We start from the raw sequence: 22,688 nt of genomic DNA on the forward strand, positions 1-22,688 counted from the left end.
AGGACTCGACACCCGGCAAGTGGCGATCGTTCAGCGAGCGGCTGGCAGCTTCGGAAGGTTGAGCGCCGTGGTCAGATCGACCTCATGAGAGGAGCGACGCCCAGAAAGCGTTCCTTTGGCTTTGAGCCTGCTTTCTCGGTCCCAGCGCTGCACTGTTTTCACGCTGACATCCACCTGCTTGGCAAACGGTACGACTGCGTACATCTACTTATTCTCACTTACTTTCGCACACGTTGTCAATACCTAGTATGTATCTCCTTAGGTCTATTCGGAAATTCGTTTAAAGCCGCTTGAATTCAGGGCCAAACCTCGTTTCCAACCTTGTGCATCCTGGCTCCCCAGAGTCCAGTGAGGCGCGTGTTACTGGTAAATGCCCCGAAAAGTGGATCTGGCCCACTCTTGGTGATTCAGCTCGCTTGCTTGGGGCTCGAACTGGACAAAGGGGTTGTGCCAGTATAGAATACGGCGTGGAAGACTCTGCTCTTTCGAGAACACTTCTTAAGAGGAGGCCCTATGCCCGATGCAACTGCTCACCAGTTGATCCTTACCTATGTTCAAGGGTGGATAACAGCAGATCGAGAACAAATTTTGAGCACGCTCGATCCCGACTGCGTGATCATTGAATCCTACGGACCAACCTACAGAGGCAGCGACATGATCGCTCGATGGATTGATTCCTGGTTTGCTCCAGGTAATGTTGTCACGCGGTGGGATATCACTTCCTTCTTTGCCACGGATGAGACCTGTTTCTTTGAATGGAACTTTGAATGTCGGCATGAGGGCGGCCTGGGCGGATTTGAGGGAGCATCCCTGGCACGGGTGAGCCAAGGGAAAATCATTCATCTTCGAGAATATGCCATGACGGCACCCCGGTACGAGTGGAAGGGGTGATCTCCGGCTTCGCGCGTTACAGCGCATGGAGCACGCGCTGGCGTAACAAAGGAAATTCAGCTCTCCCGAACATCATCCGCTTGATCAGCTTGAGCTTATTGACTTTCCCTTCGACCAAACCATTGTTTTGGGGAAGCGTAAGCCCTGCTGTCACTGCTTCTTTGTCTCGTTCCACACCAGTAACAAAGCCCTGAAGTTCGCGAATCTTACTGGCTTTTACCCGTTCGAGCCAGTCGTCGAGCTGTTCTCCTGTGCGCGTGCGTAACATCTGAGCGAATTGCTGAACCAACTCGTAGGCCAGCTTCATCTCCGTGTGCAGAGACTGGAGCAGCGCCAGCGTTTCTTGTTCGTCGGCCTCCAGTTCCGAAGGTCTGCGAAGAAACAGGAAGACAGCTTGTCGTGCTAGCACAGGAGGCCGTGGAAGCTGATCGGGCCTTTGGGCATTCTTCCGCCCTTCTGGAAGGTAACGAACCAGTTGCTTGTATACAATCTTGTAGGTCAGGGGAACACCAGAAGCAACCAACTCCCGATGCAACTGAGCGATGTTGTGACAGCCTGCCTCCCACCGCTTGGTAACCTCTTTGAGATAGGGATCAAGGCGGCTTTTTCGCGGACGTGGTGGTTGTTGGGGAAAGGCATCACTGCGCAGCCAGCGCGAAACGGTGGCATGGCCGATTCCAACCTGGTTGGCAATGGCTGTCTGCGAGAAGCCCTGTTTCCGTAAAGCCACGACTTGCTCGTATGTAGCCAGGCGCTCCTCTCGCTTCGCCTGGCTCAGCGCGGCTGCCTTCGGACTCGATTTCAGCGGCTTGACAGGTTGGGTAGTTTCGAGGGGAGTGGCTCTTGACTTCTCGGCTTGGCCTCTGCGATAAGCGGCAAGATGACGTGAGAGGACTCCCTCCAGAGCCTCTCCAAGGTTCTTCAACACATGAAACCGATCTGCCGTCTGCGTGGCTTCTGGAACCGCTTTCCTGGCTGCGGCAGCGTAGTCTCCTCCTCGATCTCGGCTCACTACTTCAATTTCTGGGTGGGTTGCCATCCAGGCGGCTGAAGTGTCAGCCGTCCGATCTGGCAACACGTCGAGCACCTTATGTGTGCGTAAATCCACGATGATTGTGCCAAATTTGCGACCACGCCTGAAAGCAAAGTCGTCAATGCCAATCTGTGAAACTGCTCCAACTGGCTCTGTAGGCAGCGCCATGATGCGTCGGAGAATGGTGTGGCGTGAGGTCTGTATCTCCAGACGATCTGTGACACGCACGCCAAGCCTCCCTCCAGTTGCCAAGCCGATAATCTGCACGATCTGATACAAACGCTGTGTGACTCGTGCAAAGGTGTTAACGAAAGGCGTCAGGCGCTCTACAAAAATTTTTCGGGCACAGTCGGGCGCATCACAAAAGCATTTTCGCACGTGGATGAACAAACGGACCTGCCGTCCACTACAAGGAAGGTCTGCGACTTTGCGGGTGTAATAGCTATGAACCCGTGTGGCAGGCTCTCCACAGAGCGGGCAAGCTGGACGTGCTTGTATGGAAACTGCCATAATGGTAAGCACTCCATCAACCATCTCAATATCTGTCACTTCTAATCTCTCTGGGAGAGCTGCGACTTGCTTCACTTCCATTTTCACCAGATCCTTCTACATCTATGGATTTCTGCATGTAGAACGATCTATTGATGAAAAAAGCAAGCAACCTAAATCACCAAGAGTGAGACAGAACCACTTTTCAGGTCATTTACCAGTTACAAAACAAGGATACCAGTGCAATCGTCTGAAAAACGTTACGACTTCATCATCGCCTTTGGACTGCCAATGAATGTTTTGTGTCACACGTTACTCGCTCACTACTGCCCAGATCATTTCGCGCCTGGCCCATCGTGGTTCTGTTGAGGTTGAGCGCGTTTTGCGCCGCTTGTGAGATTTAAAGTGGAGGACTCCTTTGTGTGGAGAAAGTGCGCTGGTGCTGGTACAATCGGGGCATTCAACCAGGGGAACGCCACTCTCCAGAAATTGCTGGAGATCAATGGGAACTTCCCCATGGAAGGTGCATTTCGGCTGCGTGACAGGTTGCTTCTGGCTTTCCACTCCCTTGTGGGAAGTATCCTGCTCAGGTTTTGGAGAAGGCGCCTGGCTTGCCTTTTCCTCATCAATCAGGTCGGCCTGTGCCGAACGTTCAGACGATGCGTCCTGGTCATCGACGCTTGGCCCTGCACCATCAATAATCCGAAACGTATCGCGACGAAGTATGAGCAGCTCGGCAGCTTGCTCTAGCGTTTCTTCTTTCACATCGGTCTTACCAGCTTCATATGTCCATTCCAGTGCGGTCGTCACCAATTTCATCAGGTATACCATCGTGCAGGATAACTCCACTACCCTGTGGTATGAGATCAACTTCTCCCATCGCCAGGCTTGGATCCCGGCCAGCGAAGTCACGATCGTCCATGTCACACAGACCCAACAAATTCAGAAATAGACTTACAAGAGGAACGGGGTATAAGCGTACTAATGAAATGTGCAAGTAATTCTGACCATGGCCCACCTTTGTGGAGTGAGGAAACTTGAAAAGAGAGAGCTTCACCAAGGAGCGTGAGCATCATGGCAAAAGAGCAAAAGACGTCTACCAAAGAATTTAAGGTGGAAGCGGTCCACCTCGTGCATTGTATCAAATACGTAACAAATTTTATCTTTGAATACATTTATCTACAGCAAGATATATAATTCAAGGGAGAGAAGGCAGTAAGAGTCAAGGCAGATTGAATGGTTCATAGCGAGGAAGGAGAAGGCATATGCGACTTCTCTTCGTTGGCGATGTGATGCTGGGGCGGCTCATAAATCAGATTTTAATGGAAGAGCCTCCAACCTATCCGTGGGGGGATACATTATCTCTTTTCCAGCAGGCAGACGTGCGCATCTGTAACCTCGAATGTGCCCTGGCGGATCATGGATCGTTCTGGAGAGCGACCCCCAAAGTGTTTCACTTTCGCTCAGATGCAAAAAATGTAGATGTCCTCAAGGCGGCTCATATTACTGCTGTGTCGCTTGCCAATAATCATGCTCTTGATTTTCATTACGAAGGATTATTTGAGACGCTTGAAGTGGTGCGTGCTGCTGGCATTTACACTGCGGGGGCTGGCCGAAAGAAGACTGAGGCCTCCGAAGTGGCGGTGTGGGAAGCACAGGGGAAAAGGTTGGGGCTGATCGCGTTGACGGATAACCAGTCAGAATGGGAGGCAACTGAAGAACTGCCCGGAGTGTGGTATGTGCCTATTGACTTGAAGGATGAGCGGGCCGGAGAACTCTTGGAGATCGTCAGGAAAGCGAAAGAGAAGGTGGACCTGCTGATCGTATCGGCTCATTGGGGACCAAACTGGGGTTATACCCCTCCAGCGGGGCAGGTCCCCTTTGCGCATTCTTTGATCGAGCAGGGAGCTGACATTGTTTTTGGCCATTCCGGTCATGTAGTGCGCGGAATCGAGCTGTACAAAGAGAGACCGATTCTGTATTGCGCTGGTGATTTTATTGACGATTATGCGGTTGATCCTATTGAGCGCAACGATCTTAGCTTCATTTTTCTGATGGAGGTAGAGGATCAGAGGATCAGGGGGCTACGGCTCTATCCTACGGTGATTCAAGATTTTCAAGCACGGCGAGCGTGGGATCAAGAGAGGGAGATCGTGGTGGCGACAATGCAGAAGCTCTGTACGGAACTGCGAACATCAACCGTATGGAATGAGCAGGATGCGTTTCTAGAGATCCAGATATATTAAACATGCGCATCTGGAAGCGATGGATATGCAGCTTCGGAACGCGATTGACGAACACACCAGCTACAACATTCTGTCTCTGTATGGATCAAGCGGAGCGGGGAAATCGACGGTGATGAGGCGGATTGCTTCCCGTTGCCGAGAGTCTGTACTCATTGGGAGAGGAAGAGAGGCTGGATTGAGAGATGAGCATATTTCCTGGAACCTATCAGACAGATGATTAGAAAGGCAAGGGCACATGGCATCTTCTTTATCATCCATTTTCGGCGCGGCAGCACAACAACTGCAAAAACTGCTGCCCACGCGAGGTCTGGCTTTACCTGAAGTGGAGGAGGCGCGTTCAGCGCGGCAGCGGCTGGAGCATGCGCCGCAAACCCAGCGTGTGCTCCAGCAGACGGAGTTCCTGCTGGCCGAGATCGAGACAATCCCGCAGACCACCTATACAGCGTATCGCCTATTTCGCGAGAGTGGAGAGCGCAGTCCCTATGAGGCCGAGTATTTTCTCAAGCGGGCACGCCTCTCCGCCGCCGCTGCGTCTGTTCCTCGGCCAGACAGATTTACGCGAGGTTGTACAGGATTATCTCTGGAGCATCTGTGAGGAGAGCAACTGGGTGCTTCCGGCCCATGAGCGGGATCTGATCGATCTCTTTGTCGCCGAAACGGGCTATTTGCTGGCCGAAACTCTCCTCCTGCTCGGCGAGACTCTTAATGAGGAGGTGCGCCAGCGGGTCCGCTCGGAGATTGAGCACAGAATTTTCGAGCCGTATCTGCGTTTCTTTCACCTGCATACCTGGTATCAGGGGGCGAGCAACTGGAATGGCGTTTGCAATAGTTCGGTCGCGGCAACCTTCCTTCTGCTGGAGCCGGAGCCGGAGCGAATACAGCGCGCCCTGGAAATTGCACTCACCGGGCTGCACACCTTTGTGGAAACGGCTTTTGCGGAAGACGGCAGCTCAAGCGAGGGGGTAGCCTACTGGCATTATGGCCTGTTCAACCTTGTGGCTCTCTCAGAGCTTTTGTACGCGTGTAGTGCTGGCCAGATCGATCTGCTCGCGGGCAAGAAGTTGAAGCTGATCGCGGCCTTTCCCGCGAAAATGCAACTCTCTGTCGCCAACTTTGCCAGCTTCGCCGACTGCGATGAATATGTTGGCTTTCATCCTGGCATCATCACGCGTCTGGCGCTGCGTACTGGCGAGTTAACTCTACTCAATCTGCTTACCCAGCCAGAAGACCCGGACAACAATTGGCGCCTGCCCATGATGCTGCGCGATATCCTCTGGTGGGACGGTAGCCAGCCTGCCTGCGTTCCACCAGAGGGCACTCGACTGCCAGCGGGCGGGACCGCGCGGCTGGTAACGCAAACTGAGCAGGGGGCGCCGGTTGTGTTGAGCGTCAAAGCGGGGCACAACGACGAAGAGCACAATCACAATGATGTTGGCAGCTTCCTTCTGCACGTCGCCGGCGAAAATCTGCTGACGGACCCTGGCCGGGGACTCTATTCGCGGGACTACTTCGGACCGCGCCGTTACGAGAACATTTTCGCCAATTCTTACGGGCACAGCGTCCCACGCATCGATGGCCTGTTGCAGGGGACTGGCCGCGCTTTCTCCGGAGCGCTCCAGGGAAGCGCGGACGCCAGCGACTCGGATGGAGAAAAACGGATCGCGCTCGAATTTGCCGCAGCCTACCCCTGTCCAGATCTGCTTAGCGCCCGCCGCGAACTGTGTGTGATCACGCGAGGAGCCGGGGTGGGTGGTGTCTGGCTACACGACCATTTTCAGTTTGCTCAGGGAAGCCACCAGGTCGAAGAAGCCTTTATTACCTGGCTGGACTGCGAAGTCAACGGAGCCATTGCCATCCTCCACGGCCAACACCATAATTTGCGCCTGTCCATCGAACAGCCCCAGGGATTGCAATTCTGCCTGGAACACCTGGAAGAGCAAAGCCAGGCCAACCATAAAACGCAGGTACTGAAACGCCTGACCATTGCGCTGCCAGAGGGGTTAGAGGCCGATGTATATGTACGGATGCAGCTGTGTTGCAAAGAAAAGCTGATCTGTTAAAGCGAGGGAGAAGCAACGAGGGGGATTGTGGATCTGCAAACCTCTCACTTCAGCCCAGATCCCTCATCGCTCTCCCTTACAACGACACATCGCTAGAGGCTGAGGTAGAGCTGACTTATTCCCTTCTTCATGGCCTCATCGACGCTGAGGCAGGCGTGGATCAGGGCCAGGTGGGTGAAGGCCTGGGGGAAATTGCCCAGGGCCTCGCCGGTCGCGGCAAGCTCCTCGGAGTAGAGGCCTAGATGATTGGCATATGACAGCAGGTGTTCAAGGGAGAGGCGTGCCTCTTCCAGGCGACCAGCCTGGGCCAGAACCTCTATCAACCAGAAACTACAGATGTTGAACGTTCCTTCGTGGCCCGCTAAGCCGTCATCGGCGGCCGTGCCGACATCATAGCGATAGACATGTGGCATATGCGTGAGCTCACGCTGAATGCATTCTATGGTCTTCACCATACGTGGATCGCGAGCATCCAGAAATCCGGTCAGCGCGAGCAGCAGCGCGCTTGCATCCACAGCCTTGCCACCGTAATACTGCACAAAACTGCCTTTCTCCTCATCCCAGCCTTTTTCCATAATCTCGTGATAGATTTGCATACTGATTGCTTGCCACTTCTCCAGTGGGGCGGGTAGGCCTCGCTCGCGCGCGATACGCAGGGCGCGGTCAAAGGCCACCCAGCTCATCAGGCGCGAATGCAGGAAATATCTGGTCCCACCGCGTACCTCCCAAATGCCCTCATCCGGCTCCTGCCAGTGCTGAGCCAGCCAGTCGAGCTGCTGACAGAGCTGCTGCCAGCCCTTATAACTTGGACCCCGATAATGCGTATGGAGGTAAATGACATCTAGCAGCTCGCCATAAATGTCTAGCTGGCGTTGTGTGGCAGCGCCATTGCCAATCCTCACCGGGCGGCTCTGGCGGTATCCCTCCAGGTGGTCAAGATGAATTTCGGGCATCTCGTGTCCACCGTGGATGGTATACATGGGTTGGAGTTCTCCCCCCTCATGCAACTCATGTATCCGCGCGCCCAGCCAGCCCATAAAGTCTTCGGCCTCCTGAGTGAAGCCCAGAGCCAGCAAACTATCCAGGGTAAAGGCTGCGTCACGAAACCAGGTAAAGCGATAATCCCAGTTGCGCTCGCCACCGATGCCTTCGGGCAGGCTGGTGGTCGGCGCGGCCACAATGGCGCCTGTTGGTGCATACGTCAGCAGCTTGAGGGCCAGGGCGGAGCGCTGGACCGCCTCGCGCCAGCGCCCTTGATACTGGCATTGGCTGATCCAGCGCAGCCAATAGCGCCGCGTCTCCTTAAATTGTACGTCATATTCTGTCTGCGTTACCGGGTGAGGGAGAAGATCCTGGTCGCGTGCGCTATCCAGGGTAAAGATGGCGGATTGATCTTCGGTGAGCGTAAACGTTGCCAGTGCGCCCTGCTGCCCATCGTCGGTCAGAGGTACTGAGGAGGAGAGGGCCAGCGTCAAAGCGGGGCTACGGAAGACGGCTCCATGCTTGGTCATTTCTAACGTGTGCGTGTCTCGGGCATAGTTAAAGGCGGGGCGGAAGGTGAGCTGGAAGGTGAGCGATCCACGTACAATATGCACCATGCGGATGAGGTGATGCTCATGATGCTCACTTCCTCTCCGTTTGATGGGCATAAAATCGGTCACTTCGCCGACTCCCGCGCTCGTCATAAAGCGCGTTATCAGGATATTTGTCTCGGGGAAATACATTTGCTTCGTACTCAACGGCTCTTCACCGACAGGAGCAATACGGAATGATCCTCCTTTTTCGGCATCGAGCAGCGCGCCAAAAACGCTTGGAGAGTCAAAATCAGGGAGACAGCACCAATCAATTGAGCCATTTTTCCCTACCAGGGCCACGGTGTAGAGATCTCCAATCATGCCATACGCTTCAATCGGAAGATAGGAGATCTCTGTGGACGCCTGGACCCGTTTCGCTTGTGTTTTTGACATAGGGGTTCCCTTCTCTCTGAAGACTGACTCTCAACTCTTCCTTCTCCTTGCAGTATAAGGCAGGCAAGAATTATCGCACCAGCCCACCAGGTAGCCGCGTACGCCAGTAGCGGATCCGCTACTGGCGTACGTGGCTACCTGGGCTGGTATGCGGCTACAGGAGAAGTTTAAGCGTACTGCCAGTCCATGGCCTGGAGCATTTTCTGTAAGGCCTGAGAAGCGCGGCGGAAGAGATCTGGTCCGCTGAAACCCTTGTACTGGCTCGCATTGGCCAGGTGAGGTTCCAGTGAGAGAAAGCCATCATAGCCGTCGGCCCGCAGGCGCTGCAAAAGTTCGGACCAGCGCGCGGCCCCATCGCCCGCGGGTGTGACCTTGCCCTCGGCGTCGGCATCTTTCACATGGACGTAGTCGAGCCAGGGGCGGGTCGCCTCATAGGCATTGGGATAGGGCGTTTGTCCGCATTGGATGTAGTTCGCGGGATCCAGAATTGAGCGAAACGCTTTGTCGCCACAGTTCTGGAAAAGATCGACACAACGCGCGATGGTGTCACCATAGATGTCCTTCTCATTCTCGTGGAGGAGGACGACGTCCGCCGCGCGCGCGCGCGCGATCATTTCATGTAGTCGCTTTAGCACCTCGTCGCGGTATGCGGGTGGATTGGCGGCGTCACTCCCTTTGGGAGGGTAGAAGGAGAACATACGGATAAAGGGTGTTTGCATGACATGCGCGACCTCAATCGCACGCTCAAGACGCCGCAGGTGTTCGTCGAATGGGCTATCGATAGCGACTTTCCCGATGGGAGAGCCGATGCTCGAAACGCCGATACCATGCGCATCCAGCTTCTCCTTAATGCTCTTCAACTGCTGGTCGCTGAAGTCCAGCACATTCGTATTCCAGGCACCACGCAGTTCCATGAAGTGAATGTTTTCGCTACTAAGGACGGCGATCTGCTCATCCAGATCGGGTGAAATTTCGTCGGCAAAGGCTGAGAGACGAATCATTATAGCGTTACCTCCTTATGTGTGCGGGACGATTCATAGATACCCAAAATGATCTCGACGGGATGCTTCGCGGCATAGCCATCAACGAGCGGGGTGCCATCCTCACGAATGGCCCGCATCATATCGGCTATCTGCAAGGCATGGCTGTTCAGGGAGAGCGCAGAGGGTTCCTGGCCCGCCGCGGCGGCGGTCTCCGCCTTGGGGCGACCATGCTCTTTGGAGCCAACGCCGTACGCGCCAACCTCCTTGCTATCATCGCGGGCCAGGTGCAAATAGCCTAGCTGGTCGTCTTCAATAATCGCGGATCCCCTGGTCCCAAAGACCTCGACGCGGGTGCCAACGCCGGGATAGGCGGCTGTGGTGGCGCTGATGGTTCCCAGGGCACCACTAGCGAAACGCAGGACCGCGACCGCCACATCTTCGGTCTCCATTGTATGCGCCAGCGTGTCCGTATACGCTTGAATGCTCTTTACTGGCCCCATCAACCACTGCAAGAGGTCAATCGAGTGGATGCACTGGTTCATCAGGATACCACCACCATCAAGCGCCCAGGTGCCGCGCCACGCGCCACTGTCGTAGTAGGCCTGCGAGCGCCACCAGGGGACAATGGCGTTCCCGAGCACCAGGCGGCCAAAAGCATGCTCCTCAACCAGCTTATGGACTTGTTGGGAGGCGGCATCGAAGCGGTGCTGGCTGATGACGGCCATTTTTACCCCGGTCTCGCGCTGCACTCGTAGCATCTCTTCAATGATTGGCAGCTTGATATCCATCGGCTTTTCAACAATGACATGCCGCCCGGAACGCATGACCTGGCAAGCGCCTTCTCCGTGATAGCCACTGGGTGTGCAGACATCGACGACATCGAGTTCCTCGTTTGCCAGCATCTCCTGCGCGCTACTATAGGGCTTTACCTGAAATTCGTCCGCCAGCTGCTGGGCGTATTCAGGAACAATATCGGCGGTTGCGACCAGTTGCGCATCGGGCAGGCTGGCGATGGCTTTTGCGTGTGTCCGACCGATTCCATTACAGCCAATAATGCCAAAGCGAATTTTTTTCATTGTATTCTTCCTTTCTCTTTCTATCCCTTTACTCCGCCAGCGGTCAGCCCTCCAACCAGGTAGCGCTGGAAGACCATGTATAAGATGACCACCGGTAGGGCGCTCACGATGGCGGCCCCCATCAACTGGCCATACAGAGGCAAGGCCCCGCCTTCCTGAGCCGAACTGAAGGCTTGCAACTGCACGGCGATAGTTCGTGTTTCGGGAGACGTGAGTACGCTGGCAAAGAGTACGTCGTTCCAACCCGCCAGGAAGGAAAAGACCAGGGCAACCACCATGCCTGGAAGAGCGAGCGGTACAATAACGCGCCAGAGAGCCTGTAACCTTGTGGCTCCGTCGACGAGGGCAGCCTCTTCGAGATCTACCGGTATGCTTCCGAGATACGAGACCATGAGCCAGGTAGCGAACGGGAGCGCGAACGTCAGATCGGTAATAATTACCGCTGGGTATGTTCCCACGAGCTTCAAATGAAGTAGCGCTTGTATTGAAGAGAACAGCACGAAAATCGGAAGCAGGAGCATTACACCCGGAACCGTTTGCAGACCAATGAGCGAGTACAGGTAAATGAGGCGTCCGCGAAACTTGAACCTGGTTATGACGTAAGCGGCACCAACAGCCAAAGCCACCGCAATCACGCTTGCTATTCCCGAGATAATCAGGCTATTGCTCATGCCTTGCGCGAGGCTTACCGTAGACCACATCTCAATATAATTGCTAAAAGCCCATTGGGACGGAATCAGGCTTCCAGTGCTGATCTCAGTATCTGGAGTGACCGAGAGCAAGAGTGTATAGGCTATAGGGATCAAAGCAATGGCCAGCAGGATCGCAATGACAACAACGCGTACTGGCAGCGGTAGGATGTCCTGTGCATCTCTCTGTTTTCTCATGATGCTGTCGCCTCTCCCAGGCGTAAAGCCCGAATATACATAAACCCAGGAATTAGCATGAGGATGAGTGTAATCACGGACATAGCACCACCGATCCCAAAATCAAATGACTGGAATGAGGAAACATAGATATTGAGAGGCAGCACATCGGCCTGTACAGGAGGTGGCGTGCCGAATAGCACAAATGGCAAGGTGAAATTGTTGAAATGATGCAGCGTCGAGAGCAGCAGGGCAAGCCCCAGAAGGGGGCGTAGCTGTGGCAAGACAATTCTGGTAAGTTTCTGCCAGGAGTTTGCCCCATCTACCTCAGCGGCTTCATAGACCTCTTGAGGGATCGACTGCAACCCCGCCAGAACCATGATGTAGATGAACGCCCACGAGGCCCAGACATCCGTAATGACCATGGCCCAGAAACTATTGGGCCCCAACAACCAGTAGGTGTTGATATCTGCTACATGTATCGCGGCAAGAAAGCGGTCAACCAGCCCGGTTCTGTTCAAGAACATCATGCGCCATACGAGCGCGGTCACAAACCCGGGCATCACATACGGAATTAGATACAGTGCGCGAATAAGTGTACGGCCACGATACTGAGTATTGACAGTCAGAGCCGCCAGTATACCAATAGGTGTGATGAGCAGGGTCGTCAGCAAGGAAAAAGCGAGACTCACCCCTAGAGATGTCAGGGCAGAGGCTCCGATCACATTACCGGAGGTGAGGGCTGAGATGTAGTTGCTAAGCCCAACCCACGGGGCGTGAAGCCAACTCCGCAGTGTATACTGATCGAGATTCAGAAAGCTAATATATACGGCAATCAGAAAAGGAATGCCTATGATTGTGACAACCAATACAATACTTGGCCACATAAGCCACAACGGTCGTCGGCTAGGGGCATTATTTCTACCGCGTTTAGGCCTCAGTGCCAAAGGAGTCGCTAGCGCTCTTTCTGAAATAGGTTGTATAGACATCTTTGTCACCTCCCAGGGTTATGAGACTCGCACCTGGGCACGAGTCTCCTCTACTCCATGCAGGGCTCAATCCTCAGTGCAACTTGCCCTGGATTTGTTGATTGGCCTGGTCCAGCAGTGGCTTGATATGGGATGGATCATAGCGGTTTGTCACCGCCTCGTTTGCCAGCTTGGTGCTCACACCGGCCAGTGAGATCTGAAGTGGAGCCCAGGCGCCAGTAAATGGAGTGGGCGTGCCCCCTTGTTCTGCCTTGATAAAGGCCGCAGTCTGAGTGTCCTTGCTTGCCAATTCGTTCGCAGCTTCTACGTTCACAGGTAAATCGCCAAAGGTTTTGGTCCACTGAAGCTGGTGCTCTTTGTCTGTTACCAGGTTGATAAATTTGAACGCCAGGTCCTTCACGTTAGAATAGTCGGCGACAGCGAGTGAATCACCGGAAACAATGGTCTCGGCGGGTACGCCATTTGCTGGCATCTGCTGCATGCCATAAGGAACAGTTGGCATAGGTGCGAAGGCATATTTATTGGCTACAACTGACTTCTGAAGCGTCGGCAAGACCGTAGGCGTCACCATAATAAGCATGCCTACTTTGCCATTGGCGAAGGCTTGCACGGCATTGCTTGCTTTCCACGCCAGCGAGTTTGGATCGACTATCTTGTATGTATTTGCCCAGTCAAACCAGAACTTGACGGCGTTCACCGCTTCTGGCGAGTTCATTTGTGCTGTCTTGAGGTCCTGGGAAATAAAATTGCCACCCATTTGTTTGGCGAACATCCACCAGATCTTCCATGGATCGTACGAATCCGAGGGGTCCATTGTGGTTCCATAAACGCCAGCGGAGGGATTCGTCATCTTCTGAGCGTCCTGGATGAACTCGTTCCAGGTCGTAGGAGGAGTAGTAATACCAGCCTTCTGAAACAGCTCTTTGTTGTAGACCATAGCATAAGGGCGCATTAACCAGGGAACGGCAATCTGCTCGCTGGGCGATATTCCAGACATCGAAAGCTGCTGCTTGAAGAACCTGTCTTTTCCACCTACAGCCTGCCAGTCTTGATCAGTGAGGGTGGTGAAACCTTTCGTGGCCTGAGCAGTGGGCACAAACGTGGTGCCCATACTAAATACATCGGGGCCGCTTCCAGTGACAATGGAACTCTGTATCTTTGTCTGTTCCTCGCTGGCACCACTAAAGGTATCCCAGGCAATAGTGGCACCAGTTGATTTCTGGAACTCGTTGGAGATTTGCTGCATCCACTGCTGCTGCTGGGAATGAAAGGTCGTGTTATAGCCTATCAATACATGGAGGGTTTGGCTTGTGCTGCCACCACCACCGCATGCCCCAAGTAGGAGCGATAGCAGCATGAGCAAAAACAGCCAGGAGCAAGCGCGTCGGGGAATTGTTTTCATAGTATTGTTTCCTTCTTGGGCATTAAGCTGAGTTTGACCCGTTTTCGTAGCATCAGAAATGTAGGAGGTAGGCAGGTAAATACATCCGCTCTAATGATACTCAAAAAGTGTCAACATAAAGAATCACAAATCAGCGAGCCTTTATTGTGATAATATAAATTAAACATGCGTATAAGTGCAAGGAGAATCGATGTCACTCAAGTGAAAGTTTTGTGCCAGTTTTGTGCCAGTCACTTATGGATGGGTTTGTTTTCAAGAAATTATATCGACAATGTGGCTCGCGATCAGTACACTGTGAAATAGTCATATTGCGAAGGTAGGTAGTAGATGCACACCAATGATGCTTTGCGCACACTTCGTGAGAGCCTGAATCTCTCGATGCAGGAAGTCGCGGAAGGCGCGAACGTCTCTTTTAGAACCGTCCTGCGCGCTGAGCAGGGGTATCCGCTAAATCCAGGGTCGCGACAACGGCTCTGCGCGTTTTATGGGAAAACAGCCGATGAGCTGGGCTTAGTCCCCCAACGTAGACGAGGCGAGACTGCTTACCAATCACAGCCTGAGCCAGAGATCAGGCAACAGGTGCATGACCTGGATATGTTGCAGGCAATCATCCAGAAGATGCAAGTAGCGGCGCAAAACCTCGAACAAGAGGAGATTGATATGAATCATTCACGGCGTTTCTTTCTCCAGGCGCTTGGGGTGGCAGGGATTGCTCTTACCACCTCTTCTGAGGCATCACTCTATCTTTCTGCCGTCACGCAAGAGAGGCCAGGCCAGATCCAAAAAGTGTCGGCGTCAACGATTGAAAACCTGGCGCACATTACCCAGCAGTATCGCGCCCTGCATCGCGCGGGGGTCGCCATTGAGGATGGGCTGAGAGGTCATATTGCTCTGATTCAAAGCGCGCTTGAGAATACCCTCCATGAGGGATCTCGCCGCGAGTTGTGGCGCATTCAAGCGCAGTCTCAATTGCTGGCACGGCAGGCGACCAGCAGAAAACGTGAGCTTGGTCGGGCGCGCACCTGGAATGAGTCTTCGATAGCCTCGGCCCAGTATAGCGGCGATGCATATTTGATGGGGGCAGCTCTCGGGCATCTGGGACACTTATATCTTACCTGGCAGCAAAATCCCCAGGGCGCGCGCCAGCTCCTTGACCAGGCGCGAGAGTATGCCGGGGCGCATCCCATACGAGGCTGGTTCTCGATAGTGAATGCCGCGATTGCCGCCACCGAGGAGAACGCGGACGAGTGTAAGACCTCGATTGCGCAGGCCCTTGAGATCGCCCATGACGTATCGCACCTGGCGGAGGCCGATGATCCATATTACACAGATTTCAATACAGTGGGCGTCAAAGCCTTTGCTGGAAATTGTCTCTTAAAAGTTGGAGAGCCGGTCCTCGCACTGGAACAGCTTACATCGATTGACGCCAATGCGCTTTCAAGCAATCGCCATGCCAGCGCTCTCCATGATATTGCCAGCGCGTATGAGGCTCTGGGAGACTTAGAGACGACCCAAAAGTATGCCTTGCGTTCCCTTGATAAGGCGCTGGAGACTGACCGCCTCTATATCATTCCGCGCTGCATTACCCTGGCACAAAAGATCCAGGCCAGGGCCCCATATGATAGCCATGCCTCTGCCATCGTGGAATATGCCCAGTCCGCCCTGCAGACAAAGAGGCTTGGATAAATTGGTTCAACGTCATGCGCTGCGTTAGCAGCGCATGACGTTGAACCAATTTATCCAATGACAGCCTGACACATAAACCAGGGCTCTGCCTGAGCATAGTTTCAGGCAGAGCCCTGGTTTATGTGTCAGTTTACTCTTTTAAAAGTAGGTGAAAGAGATACTATTTCTCAGCCTTAACCCTGTTTATTGTTTATGAGAATCGTTTAAGCCTGAAATGAATAGATTGATAAGCCAGTGGAAACTGACGTCACGATCGACTGGGAGGGCAAAGCCTCCGGCGGCTTCAAGAGAGATAAAGCCATGTACGATGCTGCGCAAGCTGCGAATAGCATGGATACTCTCTTCTTCACTCAGGTTGTAGGGTGCGAGGATGGCTCGGATCACCTCGATAATTTTCCTGGCGATGGCCTGGGTCTCCTGGTCGGATGGCGAGGGCGCTTGCTGGGTAAGAGCATAGCGCCCCGGCGCCTTCCTGGCATAGGCTAGATAGGCATCAGAGAAGGCAAAGATGGCGTCTGCACGTGACTTGCCCACGCTTGCGCGTGTAATGGTCTCCGATAAATCGCGCAGACATGAGCGCGTGAGTTCCTGCTTGAGTCCAGGTAGCCCTCCAATATGATTATATAAGGAAGGAGTTCGCACTCCCAGACGCTCGGCAAGGCGGCTCAGTGAAAGTGCCTCTATCCCCTCCTCATCAACCAGTTTTGCCGCAGCCTCCACCACGGCCGCCTTATCCAAACCCACTCTATGCGACACGTGCTTGTTTACCCTTCGCCTTTGCCAATGACATTTCCAGTTTGCGAATTGCTCGCTCCATCGCCGGTTGGGGATTGTTGAGCATGCGGCCATGACCTACGGCCAGCAAATCTGGTTTGAGTGCCAGCAGCTTGCGTGCGCTCTCCAGGGAAAGCTCCTTGCGCCAATCAGAGAGGCCCGGAAGGGGAAAGAGAGGAACGAGCGTTCCCGAAACGGCTACCCCTCCCAGTGTCTGAAAGGTATCGCCAGCGATCAGAGCGCTATCCCTGGTATCGAGGAAGGCCACATGTCCCGGCGAATGGCCAGGCGTTGAGAATACTTCGAGCGAACCAATCCGATCCCCTTCCTTCAAAAAACTGGTTGGTTTTGTTACGCACTTAGAGCCGCCAGGCTCCTTTCCTGCGGGCTCAGAGGGGTCCAGGCTTACGTCGCCAGCCATGAGACGAGCGTCCCGAGCACTAATAGCTACCGGCACCTCTGGTAACAGGGCGTGGAGTGTATCGAGCGAGCCAACATGGTCGATGTGCCCATGGGTCAGTAGAATGCGTACAATTGGCAGGCCCAGCTTCTCTGCTTCCTGCATGATAGCTTTGGCCTGGCTACTAGGCCAGGATGTATCGATCAAGGTAAAACCATCGTCCTCACGTACCAGGTAGCAATTGACGCTACCCAGATGGGTCAATTGATAAAGATGTTTGCCCGCAGCTGTAACTTTCATTGCTCTCACCTTCTTGTGCTAAATCATTTTTCCTTTATACTAACGTGGTTATATTTTAAACTAATCACATTAGTTTGTCAAGAAGGATAAATTGAACAATTAGGTATGCTTAAAACGGGTTCATATCTCAGCCATGCGTGCAATCTTCCGGAGTGAAGGGGGACAAAATGCTGCCCTCTCCTTCACTTCCCTTTACCTTTTTTCTACTATGCGTGGATGGGGCGGCAGAGGAGGAGGAAGGTGAGCAAGGTCGCCAGGGCGAAGGCTGCTATAGAGGCCGCCATTGGGAGCGCACTCGCGCTGCCACCGAGGCCAACCAGGGGAGCGACGACCGCGCCAATCGCCAGTTGCAAGACACCCAGCAAGGCGGCGGCACTTCCAGCCGTTCGCGTATTTGCCATCGCCAGCGTTGTCGCGTTCGGCATGATGAGACCAAGGCTGGAGGTCAGGATAAAAAAGGCTGGCAGGATGCCGATAAGCCCGATACCGCTCAGGACAACCACGAGCAGGGCCACACCACCAAGGGCGATCATGGCGTAACCATAGCTCAGGAGATGTTGTGAGGGAACACGGCCAACCAGCCTGGCATTGACCTGGGCCATGATGACGATACCCAGGGCATTAATGCCGAAGATGATGCCCAACAACTGGGGCGAGATCTCATAGATGTTCTGTAAAACAAACGGCGAGACAGAAATGTAGATGATGCAGGCGGTAAAGGCAAAGCCACAGGAGAGGGCATAGCCTACGAAGCGCCGGTCCATTAGCAGTTCACGGAAGGCACTCAGGGTTGTTGTGATGCCCCCACGCTGGCGCTGGCTGACAGGCAGTGTCTCTCCAAGTCCAAGCGCCGAGACGGCGAGCAGCAACACGGCGGCGAGTGCGAGGGTGACGAAAATGCCATGCCAGGAGGTCACTCTAAGCAGTTGTCCACCAAGCAGCGGCGCGAGCATCGGAGCCAGGCCGTTGATCTGCATCAGCAGGGAGAAAAAGCGCGCCTGGGCGATTCCGCTGTATAGATCGCTGACCATCGCCAGGGCCAGCGCCACGCCAGCCGCGCCCGCTACGCCCTGGATAAAGCGCAGGGGAATGAGGATCGCCATGGAAGGGGCAATGGCACAGAGTAGCGATGTGAGCACATAGACGGCGATGCCGATAAGCAAGGGCCTGCGCCTGCCCCGGGCATCGCTGATGGGTCCCGCGACTATCTGTCCCAGGGCCAGGCCAAGAATAAAGGCGCTCAGGGTCAACTGTGCCTGCGAGGTTGTGGCCGACAAATCGTGGCTCAAGGCTGGAAGCGAGGGGACATACATATCATTCGCCAGCGGCCCCAGCGCTCCCAGCCCACCTAGAATCAAGACATGACGTGCCCGAATGCGTGCTGAGGGCTTCTCTCCCTGTTTCTGCGTATCCACTTGAGCATCAGCAGTAGATAGTACATTATTCTGCTCATCAGGTTGTATGGATAAAATGTTTTCAGCCATCATAGCTCCAATAGTTTATTTTCAATCTCTCACCCGTGGTGTGCTGGGAGTGGGGAGTCGGTACGTATGCACTGACTCCCCACTCCCAGCACACCACGCTATCCCAGATGGTGAAGTGGATTGATCATTCATCACTTGCTTGTCAGCAGTATACTTGATTTTGTATAATGAGCGCAAATCATATTTGTCATAAACTTATGAAGGACATACATATGAACTTCTCACAGCTCCAAAGTTTTGTGGCCCTGGCCGAAACGGGCAGTTTCACGGAGGCGGCCTATACAATTAACCTGACACAATCGGCGGTAAGCCACGCGCTCTCGGCGCTTGAAAGCGAGCTGGGCGTGACGCTGCTGGAGCGCAATCGTAAGGGCGTTGTCTCGCTCTCTCGTGTTGGAGAAAAGATCCTTCCACATGTGCGCCTCCTCCTGGCCCAGGCCGAGGCGATTGAGCAAGAGGCAAAGGTAGCGCGTGGCGAGGCAGCGGGGAAGGTGCGCCTGGGAAGTATCGAATCGATGATTCCTCCGCGTTTGTTGGCTAGCATGCTGACGCGCTTTCGCGTCGCATATCCCGACATTGAAGTGGTGCTCTTTGAGGGATCCATGCACGAGGTGGGAGACTGGATCGAGCAGGGCGTAATTGACGTCGGATTTGTATTGCTACCCGCGCCAGGGATTGATGGAACGCTGCTCACGACTGATGAACTCTGCGTGCTACTTCCGCCTGGACATCATCTCCAGACACGCAAGACGCTTATGCCAGAAGAGCTACGCGAAGAGGGCTTTGTGATGGAGAAGACCCAGTGCACGCTGAACCTGATGCGCAGAGCTGGCTTCGTGCTAGACAAGTATAAATCGCAAATTCGCTACCAGGCCAGCGATACCGCGACGATTCTGGCCATGGTCCGTGAGGGGCTGGGTATTACCTTGATGCCGCGTAAACTCCTACCCAGTAAACTTGAGGGAGTCGTCGCCCTCTCACTCAATCCCCCTCAGGATCTGCGGATCGGTCTCGCGGTCAAGTCGCAGGATGCAGCGCCACCAGGAGCCAAACTCTTTATTCAGACCGCCCTGATCTGTGCCCAGGCCCAGGCCGAAGCCACGGCCTGAGCAGCCATAAGAGAGCAACTCATATATTACGCTTTTATGGCTTTTATCTGATCCCTATATAAAGGAGCAGATTCGCATTTTTAACCTCATATCAAAAGCGTTTGGACCGGCATCTAGAGCGGATTTAAGCGCATTTTTGCGTGCTAAATTTTAATGGGCCATGTGTAGCATGTTCGCGATAGAGTGCGCGAGCACGGCGAGCAGGCCACAAACTGCCATAACGCCAAGGATGTAGGGGATAGCCACGGCTATAATCGACTTTTCGCGGCTCAGCCCATGAACGCCCATGACAACCGAGGTGTTGACAAAGACACCATAGAAGAAGAGCGCGACACTGATAATGGGAGCGAAGAAAAGTGTTGAGAAGTGCAGTGCCACAAAGACGGTAATAATGAGCGCGCCGATAAATGTCAGCGGGACCTGGTAGAGCAGCATATCGAAGCAGTGAGAGACGAAGCGCCCATGACCGCCAAAGGCCCGCGCCAGCAGGTATTGCAAGGCCGCACCCACGAAGAACAGGAGTGGCACAAAGACGACCTTGAGGCCAAAGGCCGCGAGGGTCGCGCCCACGGTCAGGACATCCATAAAGCCAAAGAAGACGTTTGAACGTGTATCGATCCCGCTGGAGGTATCCCTGAGCACACTACGCAGCAGGCCCAGCGCCGCGGGAATAATCAGCAGCAGAGCGAGTTGGATCCAGACCAGGCTCCAACGCGCATACTCGGCGGCCTGGGCAAAGACACGTGGCTGCGGCGTCGTGACGGCCCTGGCATAAAAGGCGGGCAGGCGTGTCGCGGGATGCTGCGCCGCGAAGGAGGACGGAACATTTCCGCCTGGCATATATTGAGGTTGTCGTTTCATTGCGTACGCCTCGATTCCTCGAAAACTGATGTGACCATGTCAGTAGCTAGCATGCCACTTTCTTTTCATTTTACCGAGCATCGAGAAGCCAAAAAGCCCTCCCGCAATGTCGTCCCCCATAGTGTGGGACTCCTCTCCCGCCGCCTTATGGCAGTAGGAGATGCAGGTCGCCGAACTCATGCCAGAGATATTGCTCTTGCAACGCTGCGGCATAGGTCTTCCGCAAATGCTCACGACCGGCCAGCGCTTCGAGCATGAGCAAGTGCGAGGCACGGGGCTCATGTAGGCCTGTAAGCAAGGCATTGACCGCTCGCAGCCCACGCTGTGGCGTGATCACCAGGCGTGTCCATCCCTCCCCCGGATGCGTGACACCATCCACGTCCGTAACGGTCTCCAAAGCGCGTACAACCGTCGTGCCCACCGCGACGACGCGTTTATGATTAGCATGAGCAGTATTTATGGATTTGGCGGTTTCTACGGGCACACGATAATATTCCTCATATGGCGGCTCATGCTCCTCCAGGCTGGAAACCCCGGTGTGGAGCAGCAGGGGCACAATCTGAATACCGCGAGCAACCAGGCGCGCGATGAGTTCAGGCGTAAAGGCGCGCCCCGCCGAGGGCATCTCGGCACTTCCATACTCTGTCGCGTAGACCGTCTGATAGTACTCAAGCGGCCAGGCTTCCGGCACATAGTTATAGCGAATGGGGAAGCCATAGCTCGCGAGATATTCCTGAAGTGGTGAGGCAAGCTCAATAGTCGCAATCCAGAGCCTCTGCCTGGCGGGCTGGAGCCTCCCTTCCCCGGCGCTGTATGGTGTGAGCAGGTGCAGCGAGGCTCCTCCTGGCAGCGGTACCCGTTCGCCAGCCTGCATCTCAGAGAAAGGGAACGTCCGCTCACCTTGTTTGAGGCGAACCTCAACGATCCACAGATTGGCGGGCAAATGTGTCGAGAGGTGAACTTCCAATGGAGTGCCATCCGCGCGGGTCGCGCTGAGCGCGGCGTTCATCGTTCCACTGGTATTGACGACGAGCAGGTCGCCTGGCTCCAGAAAGTGTTCTATCTCACGGAAGCGGTCATGAAGAATATGGTCATTGGCGCGATACGAGACCATCAGGCGCACCTCGTCGCGCGCCAGGCCGCGAGCTTCAGGCGGCCTGGTCGCCTCAAGCTCGGCTGGCAGCACAAAATCAAGCGATGCGTCTAACGCTGTCTGGATAGGTAAGCTGGTCATGAGTGTGCTTCCTTCCCCGGCAGGGCGCGTGCCTGGTAGCGACCACTGGGATAGTCGCCCTTGATGAGTTGAAGCAGGCCCGGGACGCTCTCCTCTGGCAGCGGGCGATCAGAGATGTCCTCGCCTGGGAAAGCCTCCTGGTGCATCTGGGTGCGCATATCGCCGGGATCGACCCAGTAGACACGCCAGGCTTCCTGCTCAGCCGCCAGGATATGTGAGAGTTGCTCCAACGCAGCCTTGCTTGAGCCATAGCCACCCCAGCCCGCGTAATTCTCGATGGCGGCATCACTGGTGATATTGATAATCCTGGCACCTGGCAGTAAAGAAGGCTGGAGCGTTTGCAGCAGTGCCAGAGGTGCGATGACATTGGTGCGGTAGACCTGTTCCAGCGTCTCAAGTGGATACTGCAACAGTTGAGGCTGAGGGCTGGGTCCCAGGATGCTGGCATTGTTGACGAGGACATCGAGAGAACCAATTGTGTGTAGCGCATCGGCGAGCGCCTGGCGATGCGCAGCGTCTGTGATATCTCCAGCGATGGCGATTACCTGCGTCTCGCGCGCAAGCTCCTGACGAGTTGCCTCCAGGGCCTCGTCTCCACGCGCATCGATCACCAGGTTCCACTGTTCTTTCGCAAGCTGGCGAGCTAACGCCAGGCCCAGGCCCCTTGAGGCTCCCGTAATTAGAGCGGTTTGTATATGTGGCATGCTAAGCTTCTCCCTTTCAGTTGTACGTTCTTTGTTTTCTCTGCTCGTACTGTACCTGAAAAAGATGCGCTGCGGATTGTGCAAGAGGACAGAAAGCCTTTGCCCCTTTGGACAGGTTCATATCTGCACACTGG

20 protein-coding genes and 1 pseudogene are annotated in these 22,688 nt (G+C 54.5%); 6 read left to right on the plus strand and 15 right to left on the minus strand.

Annotation, left to right across the window (positions count from 1 at the left end):
• Positions 1 to 33 precede the first annotated feature (33 nt).
• Positions 34 to 204 (minus strand): annotated as a pseudogene (locus KRAC_RS64205) (IS607 family transposase); the annotation flags it as partial.
• A 309-nt stretch (positions 205 to 513) separates the two neighbouring features.
• Here KRAC_RS64205 and KRAC_RS50460 point away from each other — a divergent pair.
• Positions 514 to 891 carry a nuclear transport factor 2 family protein gene (locus KRAC_RS50460; protein ID WP_007920593.1) on the plus strand — a complete coding sequence of 126 codons (378 nt, stop codon included), beginning with the start codon at positions 514 to 516 and terminating at the stop codon, positions 889 to 891.
• Positions 892 to 907: 16 nt separating this feature from the next.
• On the opposite strand, the gene KRAC_RS50465 is transcribed toward KRAC_RS50460, so the two are convergent.
• Both KRAC_RS50465 and KRAC_RS50470 read right to left on the minus strand, forming a co-directional pair.
• Positions 908 to 2,515 carry an ISL3 family transposase gene (locus KRAC_RS50465; protein ID WP_007920594.1) on the minus strand — a complete coding sequence of 536 codons (1,608 nt, stop codon included), beginning with the start codon at positions 2,513 to 2,515 and terminating at the stop codon, positions 908 to 910.
• Positions 2,516 to 2,725: 210 nt separating this feature from the next.
• On the minus strand, positions 2,726 to 3,232 hold the full coding sequence (locus tag KRAC_RS50470; RefSeq protein ID WP_157508048.1) for a hypothetical protein: 507 nt from the start codon (positions 3,230 to 3,232) through the stop codon (positions 2,726 to 2,728).
• A 446-nt stretch (positions 3,233 to 3,678) separates the two neighbouring features.
• Here KRAC_RS50470 and KRAC_RS50475 point away from each other — a divergent pair, with 446 nt between their 5' ends.
• The 3 genes from KRAC_RS50475 (at position 3,679) to KRAC_RS50485 (ending at position 6,719) form a co-directional block, all read left to right on the plus strand.
• A complete protein-coding gene (locus KRAC_RS50475) occupies positions 3,679 to 4,659 on the plus strand; it encodes a CapA family protein (RefSeq protein WP_007920601.1) in 981 nt (326 codons plus the stop codon).
• Between the two features lie 235 nt (positions 4,660 to 4,894).
• Positions 4,895 to 5,254: a hypothetical protein gene (locus KRAC_RS72995; protein ID WP_007920603.1), complete on the plus strand. Its 360-nt coding sequence runs from the start codon at positions 4,895 to 4,897 to the stop codon at positions 5,252 to 5,254.
• A gap of 13 nt (positions 5,255 to 5,267) precedes the next feature.
• Positions 5,268 to 6,719: a heparinase II/III domain-containing protein gene (locus KRAC_RS50485; protein WP_007920606.1), complete on the plus strand. Its 1,452-nt coding sequence runs from the start codon at positions 5,268 to 5,270 to the stop codon at positions 6,717 to 6,719.
• 92 nt (positions 6,720 to 6,811) lie between these two features.
• On the opposite strand, the gene KRAC_RS50490 is transcribed toward KRAC_RS50485, so the two are convergent.
• The 6 genes from KRAC_RS50490 to KRAC_RS50515 form a co-directional block, all read right to left on the minus strand.
• Complete coding sequence (locus KRAC_RS50490; protein ID WP_007920609.1) at positions 6,812 to 8,686, minus strand: glycoside hydrolase family 15 protein; 1,875 nt, start codon at positions 8,684 to 8,686, stop codon at positions 6,812 to 6,814.
• A 167-nt stretch (positions 8,687 to 8,853) separates the two neighbouring features.
• Entirely contained in the window at positions 8,854 to 9,687 is an 834-nt protein-coding gene (locus KRAC_RS50495) for a sugar phosphate isomerase/epimerase family protein (protein ID WP_007920610.1), read from the minus strand.
• Positions 9,687 to 10,745 carry a Gfo/Idh/MocA family protein gene (locus KRAC_RS50500; protein ID WP_007920611.1) on the minus strand — a complete coding sequence of 353 codons (1,059 nt, stop codon included), beginning with the start codon at positions 10,743 to 10,745 and terminating at the stop codon, positions 9,687 to 9,689. Before KRAC_RS50500 ends, KRAC_RS50495 begins: the two co-directional genes overlap by 1 nt.
• Before the next feature lie 20 nt (positions 10,746 to 10,765).
• Positions 10,766 to 11,632, minus strand: coding sequence for a carbohydrate ABC transporter permease (locus KRAC_RS50505; protein ID WP_007920612.1), 867 nt, complete (start codon positions 11,630 to 11,632; stop codon positions 10,766 to 10,768).
• Positions 11,629 to 12,498, minus strand: coding sequence for a carbohydrate ABC transporter permease (locus KRAC_RS50510; RefSeq protein WP_244422549.1), 870 nt, complete (start codon positions 12,496 to 12,498; stop codon positions 11,629 to 11,631). The genes KRAC_RS50505 and KRAC_RS50510 overlap by 4 nt, the downstream gene beginning before the upstream one ends.
• A 175-nt stretch (positions 12,499 to 12,673) precedes the next feature.
• Positions 12,674 to 14,002: an ABC transporter substrate-binding protein gene (locus KRAC_RS50515; RefSeq protein ID WP_007920615.1), complete on the minus strand. Its 1,329-nt coding sequence runs from the start codon at positions 14,000 to 14,002 to the stop codon at positions 12,674 to 12,676.
• 327 nt (positions 14,003 to 14,329) lie between these two features.
• Here KRAC_RS50515 and KRAC_RS50520 point away from each other — a divergent pair, with 327 nt between their 5' ends.
• On the plus strand, positions 14,330 to 15,688 hold the full coding sequence (locus tag KRAC_RS50520; protein WP_007920616.1) for a helix-turn-helix domain-containing protein: 1,359 nt from the start codon (positions 14,330 to 14,332) through the stop codon (positions 15,686 to 15,688).
• A gap of 183 nt (positions 15,689 to 15,871) precedes the next feature.
• Here the strand turns inward: KRAC_RS50520 and KRAC_RS50525 are convergent, their stop codons facing one another.
• The 3 genes from KRAC_RS50525 to KRAC_RS50535 all read right to left on the minus strand — a co-directional run bounded on the left by KRAC_RS50525 (position 15,872) and on the right by KRAC_RS50535 (position 18,649).
• Positions 15,872 to 16,426 carry a TetR/AcrR family transcriptional regulator gene (locus tag KRAC_RS50525; protein ID WP_211221482.1) on the minus strand — a complete coding sequence of 185 codons (555 nt, stop codon included), beginning with the start codon at positions 16,424 to 16,426 and terminating at the stop codon, positions 15,872 to 15,874.
• Positions 16,427 to 16,433: 7 nt separating this feature from the next.
• A complete protein-coding gene (locus tag KRAC_RS50530; protein WP_007920618.1) occupies positions 16,434 to 17,162 on the minus strand; it encodes an MBL fold metallo-hydrolase in 729 nt (242 codons plus the stop codon).
• A 206-nt stretch (positions 17,163 to 17,368) separates the two neighbouring features.
• Entirely contained in the window at positions 17,369 to 18,649 is a 1,281-nt protein-coding gene (locus tag KRAC_RS50535; protein ID WP_244422550.1) for a multidrug effflux MFS transporter, read from the minus strand.
• Between the two features lie 209 nt (positions 18,650 to 18,858).
• Here KRAC_RS50535 and KRAC_RS50540 point away from each other — a divergent pair, with 209 nt between their 5' ends.
• Positions 18,859 to 19,755 carry a LysR family transcriptional regulator gene (locus tag KRAC_RS50540; protein WP_007920633.1) on the plus strand — a complete coding sequence of 299 codons (897 nt, stop codon included), beginning with the start codon at positions 18,859 to 18,861 and terminating at the stop codon, positions 19,753 to 19,755.
• A gap of 150 nt (positions 19,756 to 19,905) precedes the next feature.
• On the opposite strand, the gene KRAC_RS50545 is transcribed toward KRAC_RS50540, so the two are convergent.
• The 3 genes from KRAC_RS50545 to KRAC_RS50555 form a co-directional block, all read right to left on the minus strand.
• Positions 19,906 to 20,616 carry a YIP1 family protein gene (locus tag KRAC_RS50545; RefSeq protein WP_007920634.1) on the minus strand — a complete coding sequence of 237 codons (711 nt, stop codon included), beginning with the start codon at positions 20,614 to 20,616 and terminating at the stop codon, positions 19,906 to 19,908.
• Between the two features lie 145 nt (positions 20,617 to 20,761).
• Positions 20,762 to 21,850: an S-adenosylmethionine:tRNA ribosyltransferase-isomerase gene (locus KRAC_RS50550; RefSeq protein WP_007920635.1), complete on the minus strand. Its 1,089-nt coding sequence runs from the start codon at positions 21,848 to 21,850 to the stop codon at positions 20,762 to 20,764.
• Positions 21,847 to 22,554 carry an SDR family NAD(P)-dependent oxidoreductase gene (locus KRAC_RS50555; RefSeq protein WP_007920636.1) on the minus strand — a complete coding sequence of 236 codons (708 nt, stop codon included), beginning with the start codon at positions 22,552 to 22,554 and terminating at the stop codon, positions 21,847 to 21,849. The genes KRAC_RS50550 and KRAC_RS50555 overlap by 4 nt, the downstream gene beginning before the upstream one ends.
• Between the last annotated feature and the right edge of the window lie 134 nt (positions 22,555 to 22,688).

Origin of the sequence: Ktedonobacter racemifer DSM 44963, from assembly GCF_000178855.1 — a bacterium.
Classification (GTDB): domain Bacteria; phylum Chloroflexota; class Ktedonobacteria; order Ktedonobacterales; family Ktedonobacteraceae; genus Ktedonobacter; species Ktedonobacter racemifer.

What these genes read in the sequence shown, in the direction of transcription:
- KRAC_RS50460 (WP_007920593.1), top strand. Translation starts at nt 514, where the DNA reads ATGCCCGATGCAACTGCTCACCAGTTGATCCTTACCTATGTTCAAGGG.
- KRAC_RS50465 (WP_007920594.1), bottom strand. Translation starts at nt 2,515, where the DNA reads ATGGAAGTGAAGCAAGTCGCAGCTCTCCCAGAGAGATTAGAAGTGACA.
- KRAC_RS50470 (WP_157508048.1), bottom strand. Translation starts at nt 3,232, where the DNA reads ATGAAATTGGTGACGACCGCACTGGAATGGACATATGAAGCTGGTAAG.
- KRAC_RS50475 (WP_007920601.1), top strand. Translation starts at nt 3,679, where the DNA reads ATGCGACTTCTCTTCGTTGGCGATGTGATGCTGGGGCGGCTCATAAAT.
- KRAC_RS72995 (WP_007920603.1), top strand. Translation starts at nt 4,895, where the DNA reads ATGGCATCTTCTTTATCATCCATTTTCGGCGCGGCAGCACAACAACTG.
- KRAC_RS50490 (WP_007920609.1), bottom strand. Translation starts at nt 8,686, where the DNA reads ATGTCAAAAACACAAGCGAAACGGGTCCAGGCGTCCACAGAGATCTCC.
- KRAC_RS50495 (WP_007920610.1), bottom strand. Translation starts at nt 9,687, where the DNA reads ATGATTCGTCTCTCAGCCTTTGCCGACGAAATTTCACCCGATCTGGAT.
- KRAC_RS50500 (WP_007920611.1), bottom strand. Translation starts at nt 10,745, where the DNA reads ATGAAAAAAATTCGCTTTGGCATTATTGGCTGTAATGGAATCGGTCGG.
- KRAC_RS50505 (WP_007920612.1), bottom strand. Translation starts at nt 11,632, where the DNA reads ATGAGAAAACAGAGAGATGCACAGGACATCCTACCGCTGCCAGTACGC.
- KRAC_RS50510 (WP_244422549.1), bottom strand. Translation starts at nt 12,498, where the DNA reads ATGTGGCCAAGTATTGTATTGGTTGTCACAATCATAGGCATTCCTTTT.
- KRAC_RS50515 (WP_007920615.1), bottom strand. Translation starts at nt 14,002, where the DNA reads ATGAAAACAATTCCCCGACGCGCTTGCTCCTGGCTGTTTTTGCTCATG.
- KRAC_RS50520 (WP_007920616.1), top strand. Translation starts at nt 14,330, where the DNA reads ATGCACACCAATGATGCTTTGCGCACACTTCGTGAGAGCCTGAATCTC.
- KRAC_RS50530 (WP_007920618.1), bottom strand. Translation starts at nt 17,162, where the DNA reads ATGAAAGTTACAGCTGCGGGCAAACATCTTTATCAATTGACCCATCTG.
- KRAC_RS50535 (WP_244422550.1), bottom strand. Translation starts at nt 18,649, where the DNA reads ATGATGGCTGAAAACATTTTATCCATACAACCTGATGAGCAGAATAAT.
- KRAC_RS50540 (WP_007920633.1), top strand. Translation starts at nt 18,859, where the DNA reads ATGAACTTCTCACAGCTCCAAAGTTTTGTGGCCCTGGCCGAAACGGGC.
- KRAC_RS50545 (WP_007920634.1), bottom strand. Translation starts at nt 20,616, where the DNA reads ATGAAACGACAACCTCAATATATGCCAGGCGGAAATGTTCCGTCCTCC.
- KRAC_RS50550 (WP_007920635.1), bottom strand. Translation starts at nt 21,850, where the DNA reads ATGACCAGCTTACCTATCCAGACAGCGTTAGACGCATCGCTTGATTTT.
- KRAC_RS50555 (WP_007920636.1), bottom strand. Translation starts at nt 22,554, where the DNA reads ATGCCACATATACAAACCGCTCTAATTACGGGAGCCTCAAGGGGCCTG.